This window comes from Tessaracoccus sp. SD287, from assembly GCF_017355265.1.
In the GTDB taxonomy this organism is placed as follows: Bacteria; Actinomycetota; Actinomycetes; order Propionibacteriales; family Propionibacteriaceae; genus Aestuariimicrobium.
The window spans coordinates 1-13,385 of the sequence record NZ_JADIJQ010000007.1 but is presented as its reverse complement, the minus strand read 5'-3'; the positions used below and the strand labels follow the sequence as shown (position 1 = coordinate 13,385).

General features: G+C 68.6%; 8 protein-coding genes. 4 read left to right on the top strand and 4 right to left on the bottom strand.

What is annotated here, in order from left to right:
• Nucleotides 1-5: 5 nt before the first annotated feature.
• From IPV09_RS14580 to IPV09_RS04170, 4 genes are all read right to left on the bottom strand, one after another.
• Complete coding sequence (locus IPV09_RS14580; protein ID WP_242681224.1) at nt 6-2,204, bottom strand: ATP-dependent DNA ligase; 2,199 nt, start codon at nt 2,202-2,204, stop codon at nt 6-8.
• Nucleotides 2,205-2,267: 63 nt separating this feature from the next.
• Nucleotides 2,268-3,560, bottom strand: coding sequence for a hypothetical protein (locus tag IPV09_RS04180; protein ID WP_207473915.1), 1,293 nt, complete (start codon nt 3,558-3,560; stop codon nt 2,268-2,270).
• Between the two features lie 62 nt (nt 3,561-3,622).
• Entirely contained in the window at nt 3,623-4,876 is a 1,254-nt protein-coding gene (locus IPV09_RS04175; RefSeq protein ID WP_207473914.1) for a GNAT family N-acetyltransferase, read from the bottom strand.
• Nucleotides 4,877-4,941: 65 nt separating this feature from the next.
• Nucleotides 4,942-6,339, bottom strand: coding sequence for a dicarboxylate/amino acid:cation symporter (locus IPV09_RS04170; RefSeq protein ID WP_207473912.1), 1,398 nt, complete (start codon nt 6,337-6,339; stop codon nt 4,942-4,944).
• 322 nt (nt 6,340-6,661) lie between these two features.
• Here IPV09_RS04170 and IPV09_RS04165 point away from each other — a divergent pair, with 322 nt between their 5' ends.
• The 4 genes from IPV09_RS04165 to IPV09_RS04150 all read left to right on the top strand — a co-directional run bounded on the left by IPV09_RS04165 (nt 6,662) and on the right by IPV09_RS04150 (nt 13,239).
• Nucleotides 6,662-7,660: a DNA topoisomerase IB gene (locus IPV09_RS04165; RefSeq protein WP_207473910.1), complete on the top strand. Its 999-nt coding sequence runs from the start codon at nt 6,662-6,664 to the stop codon at nt 7,658-7,660.
• 132 nt (nt 7,661-7,792) lie between these two features.
• A complete protein-coding gene (locus IPV09_RS04160; RefSeq protein ID WP_370590213.1) occupies nt 7,793-10,339 on the top strand; it encodes a glycogen/starch/alpha-glucan phosphorylase in 2,547 nt (848 codons plus the stop codon).
• Between the two features lie 243 nt (nt 10,340-10,582).
• Nucleotides 10,583-12,133: an FGGY-family carbohydrate kinase gene (locus IPV09_RS04155; RefSeq protein ID WP_207473908.1), complete on the top strand. Its 1,551-nt coding sequence runs from the start codon at nt 10,583-10,585 to the stop codon at nt 12,131-12,133.
• Nucleotides 12,134-12,186: 53 nt separating this feature from the next.
• Nucleotides 12,187-13,239, top strand: coding sequence for an NAD(P)-binding domain-containing protein (locus IPV09_RS04150; RefSeq protein WP_207473906.1), 1,053 nt, complete (start codon nt 12,187-12,189; stop codon nt 13,237-13,239).
• Nucleotides 13,240-13,385 lie beyond the last annotated feature (146 nt).

The following is a 13,385-nucleotide window of genomic DNA, read 5'->3' as shown; positions in this document are numbered from 1 at the left end:
ACCGCTCAACCGAGGATGTCAGCCAGGTCGTAGGTGACCGGCTCGTCCAACTGGTCATAGGTGCAGCTGTGCGGGTCGCGGTCATCGCGCCAGCGCACCCACTGGGCGGTGTGGCGGAACCGGTTGCCCTCCATGTGGTCGTAGCGCACCTCGACCACGCGTTCGGGGCGAAGCGGCGTGAACGACAGGTCCTTCTTGGCGTTCCACCGGCTGTAGGCACTCGACGACGGGGTCCGCGGGAAGGACTGGTCACGATTGTCGGGCAGTTGCTCGTCCGGCGTGGCCTTCTGGCCCTGCTGCGGATCGGCCCAGGACCAGGGATGCCCCTCGAAGTCGGTGACCAGCGGCTGCAGTTCGGCGAACAGTTCCCGGCGGCGCTCCATCGGGAAGGCACCAATCACCCCCACCGAGTTCAGGTTGCCCTCGGCGTCGTAGAGGCCGAGCATCAGCGAGCCGATCGCATCATCGGTGTCCTTGTAGACCCGGTACCCGGCGACCACGCAGTCGGCAGTGCGTTCGTGCTTGATCTTGTACATCACCCGCTTGTCCTCGAGGTAGGGCATGTCCAGCGGCTTGGCCATGATCCCGTCCAGCCCCGCCCCCTCGAACTGGGTGAACCACTGCCGGGCCTCGTCGCGGTCACGGGTCATCGGGGTCAGGTGCACCGGCGGGCGGGCGTCCTTGAGCGCCTCCTCCAGGGCCAGACGGCGCTGCTCGAAGGGCACCTCGACGTAGTTGGTCATGCCGATGGCCAGCACGTCGAAGGCCACGAAACTGGCCGGGGTCTGCTTGGACAGTTTGGTGATCCGGCTCGCCGCCGGGTGGATCCGCTGCTGCAGGGCGTCGAAGTTCAGCCGGTCGCCACGCTCGGGGTCGATCATCACGATCTCGCCGTCAATGCAGCAGTGCTCGGGGAAGTTGGCCTTGACCGCCTCGACGATCTCGGGGAAGTAGCGGGTCATCGGACGCTCGTTGCGGCTGCCCAGTTCGACCATGTCACCCGAGCGCCAGATCAGGGTGCGGAAGCCGTCCCACTTCGGTTCGTAGATGGCCTCGACCTTGGGGATGTCCTTGACTGACTTGGCCAGCATCGGGCCGTAGGGCGGGGTGATGGCGGTGCCCCACTCGGCATCCCGTTCGGCCTTGGGCGGCAGGTAGTCGTCCTCGTCGCGATCCTGGCGTCGCTTGGACGGCGGCACCCGCGGAGGTTCGCCCGGCATCTTCGGGTAGTCCGGCGGGAAGTTCAGTTCCCCCAGCCCCCGGTCCAGGTCGGCCTGCCACAACTCGAGCGCGCGGGTGATGTCGCCGACGTGCTCGTCCATGTCGGCCCAGGGGTTGCCCCGCTCGGCCAGTAGTTTGGGCGCGGTGCGGACGGTGAAGTCGGCCGGGCTGACCTCGTCCAGTTCGTCCCAGGACAGCGGGAACGAGACCGGTGCCCCCGGCAGCGGACGCGGACTGAGCGCGGCGGCGATCGTCCGGTCCCGGTTGGCCTGGTTGAAGTCGACGAAGACCCGTTCCCCGCGCTCCTCCTTCCACCAACTGCTGGTGACCAGGTCGGGCATCCGGCGTTCGAGCTCGCGGGCGATGCCGATGACACCGTGGCGCACATCCTGGAACTCGTGGGTCGGCGCGATCCGCGCATAGACGTGGATGCCGCGGTTGCCGGAGGTCTTGGCGTAGGGGGCATATCCCAGTTCGGTCATCACCTGGCGCAGGCCCTTGGCGGCCTCGACCGCGTCGGTGAAGTCGCGACCCGGTTGCGGGTCCAGGTCAATGCGCAACTCGTCGGGGTTGTCGAGGTTGGCGGTGCGCACCGGCCACGGGTGGAAGGTGATGGTGCTCATCTGCCCGGTCCAGGCCACCGCCGCCGGTTCGTCGAGGACGAGCTGGGCGTGGCGTCGGCCCGAGGGATAGGTGCAGGTGACGGTGCGGATGAAGGCCGGCTTGCCCTGCGGCGGCCGCTTGGAGAAGAACTCCTCGCCCTCGATGCCCTCGGGGAATCTCTGCAGCGTGATCGGCCGGTCCCCGTTGGCGGCCAGGAAGGGTTCGGCGACGGCGAGCAGGTAGTCGACCAGTTCGGCCTTGGTGACGTCCCGGCCATCGGCCATGCCCGAGCCCGGCCACAGCACCCGGTCTCCGCTGGAAAGCTTGACCTTCCTGGTCTCGCCATGGGGACCGGCGATCTCGAGCGTGGTGTCAGCCATGCGAGTCAGCCTAGGTCGACCACGCCTGACCTCGCGGCAATGGCGCACGGTTCGTCGGGTGACTTACCCGGTCACCTGTCCCACCGCCCGGGCGCTCAGGCTGCGGGCGTCCAGGGCGGCGAACTCGCTGCGCAGTCGCGCCGAGGCCGCCCGGCGCTCGGGTGAGCGGAACACCGTGACGGCGGCCCGTGCCAGCAGGGCGGCCGGGGGTCGGGTCAGGCGGATCGAGCGGCCCACACCGGCATGGCGCAGCCGGGCGCCGACATCCGGCTTCTCCTCGGTGGCGCCGCACTGCAGCACCCCGACACCGGCGGCCAGGGCGAGGGTCACCGTGGTGTAGCCGCCATTGGTGACCAGCAGGTCGGCGTGGGCCAGGGCATCGGGCAGGTCGACGCGGGGGACGTGGGTCACTGCCCCGTCGGCCCTGGACGGCGCGGCCGGCCCGGCGACCAGCACCCTGAACCCGGCCCTGGCCAAGCCGCGGCAGGCGGGGTCGACCAGTTCGGTGGGGTCGGTACGCAGGGTTCCCTGGGTGACCAGGGCCAGGGGCCGTGGGTCGCTGCCTCGACGGCAGTGCTGGGGCAACGGCGGGGCGAACCCGGGCCCGGGACCCAGTGCGCCGACGTAGCGGATGAACCCCGGGGTGTGGGTGCGCGGGTACTCGAAGCCGGGAGCGCACCCCTGCAGGTGCAGTCGCCGGGACACCCCGGCGGTCAGCAGGTCGGCCACCGGCCCCAGCCCGTGGGCCCGGCGGGCCTGGTTCAGCTGGGTCAGTGCCGGCGCGAAGAGATGCCGGTCGACCACCCGCCGCACGTTCCGGTTGCGATGTCGTCCGGCGGGTCCGGCCATCGGCGACAGGCCCGTACCGAAGGGGGGCAGGTCCGGGTCGGGCCACTGCAGCGGTCCGTCGCCGAAGGTGACCCACACGACGTCCTCGGCGTCGGCGGCAATGCCGGCGGCGAACATCAGTGAATCCGACAGCACCACGTCGACCCGATGCTCGCGCACCAGTCGGCGCACCTGTCGGGCCTGGCCTTCGGCGGGGCCGGTCAGGGCGTCTCGGTAGAGGCTGCGGATGCAGGACAGGCCGGCCAGTCCACCGCTCGCGACCCAGCGCCCAGGCTCCCGGCCGACGACGTCAGCGTCCAGGGCGTCCAACGGACGGGCCCCGGTACTGGCCGCATGCCCGGCCCAGCGCTCCGGCAGCACCCACAGCACCGTCGCCCCGCTCGCCACCAGGCCCCGCACGGGCAGGTTGGCATTGAGCACGTGCGCCGTGATCGACGTGCTGACCACCAGGACGGTGAGGTCGCTCAGATCGACCTCAGCCGGGCCCGATGCGCTCGCCTGCTCCATGCCCGCCAACGCTAGCGGGCGCGGCTCGCCATCGGGCACCCGTCGCCCGGTGCCAGCACCGATCAGTACCAGGGCCAGCTCGTCTGGGACGGGCACCCCGGTTCGCGGAAGCCCCGCATGGCGACCGACGCCGTCTGGAGCACCACGGGGTTGCGGGTGATCACCCGGCCGGCCAGCGCCAGGGACACCAGGGACACTCCGCCCAGCAACGCGGCCCCCAGCGCCGAGACCGACAGCTGCAGGTCGGGTTCGTCGGTGTGGCTGCGGGCACAGACGGCGCCACGCTCGTCGGCCTGCAGCCGGAACCTGCCGTGGTTCCAATCGCACAGGTGGTCCACCACCTCGAAGACGACGTCGACGGGGGTGGCGTAGCGTCGCGACGAGAGGGCGCGGGGGACGTCGACCAGCCGCACCGCCAACCCGTCGCGGATCGTCCAGTCCAGCGCCTCGGGGTCGTTGACCATGTACTGCAGTGGCTCGTCGGGGGCACATTCGGCGCGCACCCAGTCGGCCGCGTCCAGGTCAAGCAGGAACCGCCACAACTGGCCGTAGGACGAGCGGTGGACGGCCACCAGTTCGGGCACCACCAGGCCGGTGCGGTTGCGCCCGCCGTGCCCGGCGCCGACCTCGAAGCGGTAGAACGCGTAGCCCTGCGGCAGCCCGTCGACGTCCCAGTGGATGGCCACCCGGGCGGCGGTCAGCCCCGGCACCGGTGCGGCCGCGTCGGCGATCATCCGGTCCCAGTTCGCCGCTGAACGCTCGACCCACCCCACATTCATCTGCCGTGCCCGCTGGTGGATCCGCGGCAGCAGGCCGCCCGCAGTGGCGAGGTCGACCAGGGTCACCCGTCCTGCTCCCAGCTCGACATCGGGACGAAAGCCCATGGCGCTGGTCGGGCCGTGGAGCAGGGCGGTCTGCAGGGCCATCCCGAACCCGAAGCGGGTGTAGGCCTCCGCCTGGTGGGAACTGAGCACCGCGATCGCCTCACGGCGGTGCTCGTACATGTCGGTGAACAGCTCGCGGACGAGCTGGGAGAAGACCCCGCGGCGACGGTGCGTGGGGGCGACGGCCGGGTTGGCGATGCCGGCGACCGCTTCGCTCAGACCGCCCGGCATGGTCATCTCGCGCGGGATGACCGTGATGCCGCCGACCGGGTCGGCGCCCTCGAAGGCTGCCCTGGTGCGGTCCAGGTCGATCACCGCACGCAGCCGGGCCAGGCTGTGGTCGTCATGGTCACGTCCCTGCGCGTCCGCCACGACCCGGGCCCAGTGCTCGTACTCGGAGGCAGTGACCGGTCGGGTGGTGATCAGCGACATGGCGTCCACCCAACCATGCGGCCGGTTCACCCCGGCGCGCGCCCCCGCAGGGGCGCGCGCGTCGATCAGGCAGTGACCAGGGTGCGGTCCGTGCTGGCCTCGATGACGTCCTCACCGTCGTACAGGCGACGGTTGAGGATCTTGTTGCGCGCCGACACAATCACCGGCACCAGGGCCTGCCCGGCCACATTGGTGGCGGTGCGGGCCATGTCGAGGATCGGGTCGATGGCCAGCAGCAGGCCCACACCCTCCAGGGGCAGCCCCAGGGTGGACAGGGTCAGCGTCAGCATCACGATGGCGCCGGTGAGACCAGCGGTGGCAGCCGACCCGACGACCGCGACGAAGGCGATCAGCAGGTAGTCGGTCAGGCCGAGCTGGATTCCGAACAACTGCGCCACGGTGATCGCGGCCAGGGCCGGGTAGATCGCGGCGCAGCCGTCCATCTTGGTGGTGGCCCCCAGCGGTGCGGCGAAGGAGGCGTACTCACTGGGCACGCCGAGCTTGTTCACCAGGGCGTGACGGGTGACCGGCAGGGTGCCCACCGACGAACGCGAGACGAACGCCAGGGTGATGGCGTCCCAGGCGCCGGCGAAGAACCGTCGCACGCTCAGGCCGTGCAGCTTCAGCAGCACCGGGTAGAGCCCGAACATCACCAGGGCGCAGCCAAGGTAGACGTCGAGGGTGAACACGCCCAGCGGCGCGACCAGGTCCCAGCCGTAGCTCGCGACGGCACGTCCGATCAGTGCGGCCGAACCGATGGGAGCCAGCAGGATGACCCACCAGACGAGCTTCTGGAGCACCTCGAGGATCGACTCGCTCAGGTTGACGAACGGTTCGGCCTTCTTGCCGACGGCCAGCGCGGCCGCGCCCAGCGCGATGCCAATGATGACGATCTGCAGGACGTTGAAGCTCAGCGAGCTCGACACCTGCACCGCACTCTCGGTGCTGGTGGCGGTGGAGTTGACGCTGGCGCCGAGGATGTTGCCGGGCACCAGGGACTTCAGGAAGTCCAACCAGCCGCCCTGGGTGGCCACGGCGCGGGCGTTCTCGGTGCCGATGCTGGCCCGCCTGCCGGGGTCGGTGAGGACGCCGATGCCAATGCCGATGACGACACTGACCAGGGCGGTGATGCTGAACCAGATCAGGGTCTGGACGGCGAGCCGGGCAGCATTGGCCACCTGGCGCAGCTGGGTGATGCTGACGATCATCGCGAACAGCACCAGGGGGACGACGATCACGCGCAGCAGGGTCACGAAGCTGCTGCCGACGATGGTCAGGGTCTCGACGAGCCAGTCGAGCTCGAACGTGCGGGCAAGGAAGCCGAGCACGATGCCGATGGCCAGACCGAGGAAGACCTGGGCCCAGAACGGGATCCGCTTCTTCTTGGCCACCGGCTGGCTGCTCTCGGGGGTGTCAGGATGACCGTCCGCGAGCGGCGCCGAGGTGGGGGAATGGGTGGACATGGTGGCCTTTCACAGCGATGGTTGTCCCGACCCGGGTCGGGAGCACGAGGGGTGCGGGCATGCCGCAGGGCGAGCCGCAGCTCAGGGGTGGCGTGTGGTGGTGCAACCGGGGGTTGCACCCTCAGGGGTTGCTCAGCGACAGAGCGCTCAGCGACAGAGGGAACTGTCGTGGCGCACGAGGTCGACGTGCAGACAACGCCACAACCCCATGCTCGACTCCCTGCCCAGGATGGGCACCCGGCGCGCCCGTTCAGCAGGGCAACACCCGACCAAGGACCTCTATTCCCGTTGGTGGGTTGCGGTGACGGACTAGCCTCACCCCATGACACGGCTCAAGCGGGTCTCGCCCAGCCAACCGGGCTGGACCCGGCGTCGCGCCGGCAAGGGCTTCAGCTACCGCGACGAGTCCGGCGCGGCACTGCCCAAGGAGGCGCTCGAGCGGATCAGGTCATTGGCGATCCCCCCGGCGTGGACCGACGTGTGGATCTGCCCGCTGCCCCACGGACACCTGCAGGCCACCGGCACCGATGACGCCGGCCGCCGGCAGTACCTGTACCACCCCCAGTGGCGGGTGCGGCGCGACCGGTCGAAGTTCGACCGGGTCCAGCAGGCCGCCCAGCTGCTGCCCCGGGCCAGGCGCACCATCGCCAAGGACCTGGCCGCCGAGGGGATGCCGCTGACGCGTGCCTGCGCCGCGGCCGTACGTCTGCTCGACGTCGGCTACTTCCGCATCGGCAATGACGCCTACACCGATGCCCACGGCTCCTTCGGGCTGACCACGCTGCTGCGCGAACACGTCCGCCGGCAGGGCGACCAGCTGGTCTTCTCGTTCATTGGCAAGTCCGGGGTCTCCCACACCATTGGCGTCGACGACCCCGCCGTGGTCGAGGCGCTGGAGGTGATGCGCCGACGTCGCGATGGAAGCAGCCGTCTGCTGGCCCACCGCGAGGGTGAGGACTGGCGGGAACTGACCTCGAGTGACGTGAACGCCTACCTGGCTGACCTCTTCGACGGCACCCTGACGGCCAAGGACTTCCGCACCTGGCATGCCGGGGTCATCGCCGCCGAGTCATTGGCCCTGTCCGAGGAGCCCGGCACCACCAAGACCTCGCGTCAACGGGCCATCCGGCATGCCGTCACCGAGGTGTCGCACTACCTGGGAAACACACCGACGATGGCGCGCGCGTCCTACGTCGACCCCCGCATCATCGACCGCTACCAGGCCGGGCAGACGATCGTCGCTGCCGCCGCCCGCAGGCACCGCAGCCCCGAGGCCCGCCAACGCGCGTTGGAAGCGGCCCTGCTGGACCTGTTGTCCTGAGCAGCGGGCGCCGGACCCATTGGTGTCTGGCCCTTGACTATGGAAATCTGGGCATGACCCGGACTGCACCTTTCGGGCGTGCTCGCGCGCCCGCCGGAGAAGGCAGCCCCACCAAGCAGCAAAGGAATATTCGTGACCCCCTATTCCGCCAAGAACAGTGCCACCCCCGAGTCCCCGCTGGACAAGTCCGGACCGCTCGGCCCCACCGGAGAAGTCAAGCATCCCGTTGCCAAGAGTCCGGTGGTCTCCCCGCAGCACACCGTCGACGGCTTCGTCAAGGAATTCCTGCGGGAACTCAATTACGGCCAGGGCGTCACCCTGAGCAACTCCACGCAGAACGACCAGTATCTGGCCTTGGCGCGGACCGTGCGCCACTACCTGATGGCCCAGAGGCTGCAGACCCAGAGCCTCTACCGTGATGTCGGCGCCAAGACCGTCGGCTACCTGTCGGCGGAATACCTGCTCGGACGCCAACTGAACAACAACCTGCTCGCGACCGGTCTCATCGAGATCGCCCAGGAGGCAATGAGCCAGGTCGGTCTGGAGCTGGGCACCCTGCGCGCGCAGGAGGTGGAGCCCGGCCTCGGCAACGGCGGTCTGGGCCGACTGGCCGCCTGTTTCATTGACTCGCTGGCCACCATGAGCATCCCCAGCATTGGCTACGGCATCCGCTACGAGTACGGCATCTTCCGCCAAACCTTCGTCGAGGGACGCCAGGTCGAGAAGCCCGACAGCTGGCTGTCCCTGGGTGTCCCGTGGGAGTTCCCGCACCCCGAGGCCTCGGTGACGGTCCACTTCGGCGGTCACACCGAGAAGTACGACGATGAGGGCACCGAGCGCACCCGGTGGGTGCCGAGTTGGGAGGTGCGCGCGGTCCCCTACAACTACATGGTGCCCGGCTTCCAGAACGCCCGGGTCAATACCCTGCGGCTGTGGTCGGCGCAGGCCACCAAGGCCTTTGACCTGCAGATCTTCAACGCCGGTGACTACGCCGAGGCCGTCCGGGCGCAGACCTTCGCCGAGAACATCTCCAAGGTGCTCTACCCCGAGGACTCCACGATCCAGGGCAAGGAGTTGCGCCTGCAGCAGCAGTACTTCTTCGTGGCCGCGTCGTTGAGGGACTTCATCGACAGCCTGCCCGCCGGTTTCGACCTGCACCATCTGGACGAGCGCATCGTCTTCCAGCTCAACGACACCCACCCGGTGATCGCCATTCCCGAGCTGATGCGCATCCTGGTGGACGAGGAGTCGATGCCCTGGGACGAGGCCTGGGCCGTCACCCAGAAGTGCTTCAACTACACCTGTCACACCTTGCTGCCCGAGGCCCTGGAGGTCTGGCCCACCGAGTTGATGGGACGCCTGCTGCCCCGCCACCTCGAGATCATCTACCGCATCAACGATGCCTTCTTGGTCCAGGTGCGCAAGGCCTACCCCGGCGACGAACTGCGCGCCAGCCGCATGTCCATCGTGGCCGAGTACCCCGAGCGTGCGGTCCGGATGGCCTGGCTGGCCACCGTCGGCGGGTCCATGGTCAATGGTGTCGCCGCCCTGCATTCTGAACTGCTGCGCGACAAGGTCTTCAAGGACTTCTCGGACATGATGCCCGAGAAGTTCACCAACGTCACCAATGGCGTCACCCCCCGCCGATTCGTCCGCATCTCGAACCCTGCCCTGTCCTCGCTGATCACCGGGACGATCGGCAAGGGTTGGCTGACCAACCTCGGCCGGCTCAGCGAGTTGGAGTCCTATGCCGTGGACGAGGAGTTCCAGCAGAAGTTCCTGGAGGCCAAGCAGGCCAACAAGACGCGGCTGAATCGACTGCTGGCCCAGCGCGACGGCATCGTCCTGCCCGACACGCACCTGCTCGACGTGATGGTCAAGCGCCTGCACGAGTACAAGCGGCAGTCGCTGAAACTGCTGCACATCGTCAGCGTCTACGAACAGATCATCTCCGGTGACCTGGACCCGGCCGACGTCACCCCGCGCACCGTGGTCTTCGGCGCCAAGGCCGCCCCCGGGTACCGGATGGCCAAGGAGACGATTTTCCTCATCAACAAGGTCGCCGAGACCATCAACGCCGACAAGCGCGTCGACGACGTCCTGAAGATTGCCTTCCCGCAGAACTACAACGTCACCCTGGCCGAGAAGTTGATCCCCGCCGCGGACCTCTCCGAGCAGATCTCGTTGGCCGGCAAGGAGGCCTCGGGCACCGGCAACATGAAGTTCGCCCTCAACGGTGCGCTCACCATTGGCACCCTGGACGGCGCCAACGTCGAGATCCGTGAGCAGGTCGGCGCCGACCACTTCTTCCTGTTCGGCCTGACCGAACCCGAGGTGACCGAGGTCCAGGCCGCCGGGTACGTGCCCAGCAAGGTCTACGAGGGCAACGAGCGGCTGCGACGCACCATCGACCTGCTGAGCAGCGGTCACTTCACCGGTGGCGACCGGGAGGCCGCCGCCCCGGTCGTCAGCGACCTGCTCAACAATGACCGCTTCCTGGCGCTGGCCGACTTCCAGTCCTACCTGGACGCCCAGGCCGAGGTCGAGAAGGCCTATGCGGACAAGCAGCGCTGGACGAACTCGTCGATCCTCAACGTCGCCCGTTCGGGATTCTTCTCCTCCGACCGTTCCATCGCCGACTACCTCGACCGCATCTGGCACGTCAACCCGGTGCGCTGAACCGCAGCAGTCCCACCGGCTGGCCTGACGACCCGGACGCCCCCGCCTCGCGCGGGGGCGTTCGTCGTTCCGGCGCGGCACGTTGGTTCATCGGTGCTGAACAAGTGTGCAGTTGAATCAGTAAGGATGGTGGATTCACCACAGAGTATGTTTGAATCAGAACAGAGCGACCCTCGGACAGGGGCTCTCCGGACGACCGAGGGTCGGACGAGTTCAGGAATCAATGTTGATTTGAGGTGCTACATGTCCACATCCGACCCCCTGGTCATAGCTGTTGACTCGTCGACCACGTCGAGCAAGGCGATCATCGTCGACACCGAAGGCAAGGTGCTGGCTCTCGGCAAGCGCGACATCATCCTGAAGCAGCCCAAGCAGGGCTACGGCGAGCACGACCCGCTGGCATGGTGGAACTCGACCAATGAGGCCGTCACCGCTGCCATCGCCCAGCTGAGCAATGCCGACAAGGAACGCATCGTCGCGATGGGCATCACCCACCAGCGCGAGACCTTTGCCCCCTTCACCGAGGACGGCACCCCGCTGCGCAACGGCATCCTGTGGCTCGACATTCGGGCGGCCGACCAGATCAAGAGGTACGGCAGCCAGGAGATCTGGGAGCTGTCCGGCAAGCCGGCCGACGTCACCCCCGCCATCTACAAGATGGCCTGGGTCAAGGAGAACGAGCCCGGTGTCCTGGAGGGCGCCGACCGCGTCGTCAACGTGCACGCCTACCTGGTCTACAAGCTGCTGGGCGAGTGGAAGGACTCGGTGGCCTGCGCCGACTCGCTGGGCCTGTTCAACATTGCCGAGCAGACCTACGACCAGAAGCTGCTGGACATCGCCGGCGTCCGCGAGGACCAGATGGCCGAGCTTTCCAAGCCGGGCGAAATGCTGGGCTACATCAAGAACAGCGTGCTGGACACCTGGGGCCTGAGCCAGCAGGTGGCCCTGATCGCCGGGCTGGGCGACGGACAGGCCGCCGGCATCGGTGCCGCTGCCGTCGACCCCGAGGTGCTGTACATGAACCTCGGCACCGCGGTGGTCGCCGGCGTCATGTCGCGTGAGTACGCCTTCGGACCGGTGTACCGGACCCTGGCCGGCGGCATCCCCGACACCTTCATCCTGGAGCTGCTGCAGTCCTCGGGTGCCTTCTTGCCCACCTGGTACCGCACCGCCTTCGGTAACCCCGAGCTGGGTGGGCGTCCCGACCCCAAGCTGGAGCGCATCGCGGCCGAGCGGGCCCCCGGCTCCGGTGGCCTGGTCACGCTGCCCTACTGGAACGCCGTGCAGAGCCCCCACTGGGACCCAATCGCCCGCGGCGCGGTCGTCGGCTGGCGCGGGTCGCATGGTCGCGGGTCGATGTACCGCTCGCTGCTGGAGGCGATCGGTCTGGAGATGGCCCGCTCGCTGCGCGGCATGGAGGAGGGCACCGGCACCAAGGTGACCACCGTGCGCGCCATGGGTGGCGGCGTCCGGTCCCCGCTGTGGCGCCAGATCATGGCCGACACCTCGGGCCTGCCGATCACGGCCTGCCTCGAGGACGAGATCTCGGCGCTGGGCGCCGGCGTCCTGGCCATGGCCTCGACCGGCGTCTACGGCGACACCTCGATCGCCACCGCGGCCGAGAAGATGGCCCGCTTCGGCGACGTGACCGAGCCGGACGAGTCCAAGAAGGACGTCTACGCCGAGCTCGGTGAGATCCAGGGCAAGTTGTACCACGCCCTCAAGGAGAGCACCGACGCGCTGCAGGCCTTCGCCACCAAGTACCCCGATGCCGAGGTCGCCGACGTCGAGTGAGCACCGCTCACCGGCGTCACGACCCCGACCACATCAACTGAAAGGCACATCACGTGAGCACGATCACGATTCTGGGCGCCGGAGCAATGGGTTCCGGCCTCGCCAATGCCCTGGTCCGCGCAGGCTGGGACGTCAACCTGTGGGGCACCTGGCTGGATGACCACCTCATCGATGCCATCGAGGCGGGCACCCCGCATCCGCGCATCGACGTCGTCATCGACCCGGCGGTGAAGACCTTCCGGTCCGACCAGCTGGACGCGGCCCTGTCCGGCGCCCAGGTCGTGGTCCTGTCCGTCAGCTCCGTCGGTGTCCCGAAGGTCGCCGAGATGGCGCTGGACGGCATCGTCGCGGCCGAGGCGCTGTGGCTCACCTCGAAGGGGTTCTACGAAAACGCCGATGGGACGATCGAGCTGCTGCCCACCGGCCTGCGCCGGTTGGCGGCGGCCAAGGGCGTGCAGCTGCCGCCCATTGTTGCCATTGCCGGCCCCGTCAAGGCCAACGAGTGCGCTGCCGGTGAGGCAACCGCCACCATTTACGGGTGCAGCGACCTGTCGGTGGCCACCAAGTACGCCGGCGAGGCCCGCTCGGAGCGCTACTGCCCCGAGCCGACCGATGACGAGGTCGGCGTCGAGATCTGCGCACCCATGAAGAATGTCTACGCCATCGCCCTGGGCATCGCCGACGGGCTGGGTGAACTGCGGGGACGCCCCCACCACAACATGAAGGCGGCGACGTTCGCCCAGGCCGTGCGCGAGATGTCGTTGCTGGGCCAGGCACTGGGTGCCCGTCCCGAGACCGCCTTCGGCCTGGCCGGTGTCGGCGACCTGGAGGTGACCGGCCTGTCCGGACGCAACAAGGTCTATGGGGTGCGCATCGGCCGCGGCGAGGGAGCCTTCGCCGCGCTGAAGACCATGGACGAACTGGAGCAGACCGTCGAGGGCGTCAACGCCGTCGGACTGGCCGTCCAACTGGTGCAGCAGACCGACCCCAGCCTCACCGAAAAGCTGCCGCTGCTGGCGGCCGTGCGGGCCATCGTCGCCGACGATGCCCCCAACTACGAGGAACTGGTCAACCAGGCCGTCCGTCCAGCCGCCCCCCGCCCCTGACCCCACCCCGCCACTGACCCCACCTGAGAAAGAGGAGATCTTCATGCGCGCCTACATGTTCCACGGACCCGGAGACCTGCGACTCGAGGACGTTCCCGAGGGCAAGCCCGGGCCCGGCGAGATCGCCGTCCAGATCAAGGCTGCGG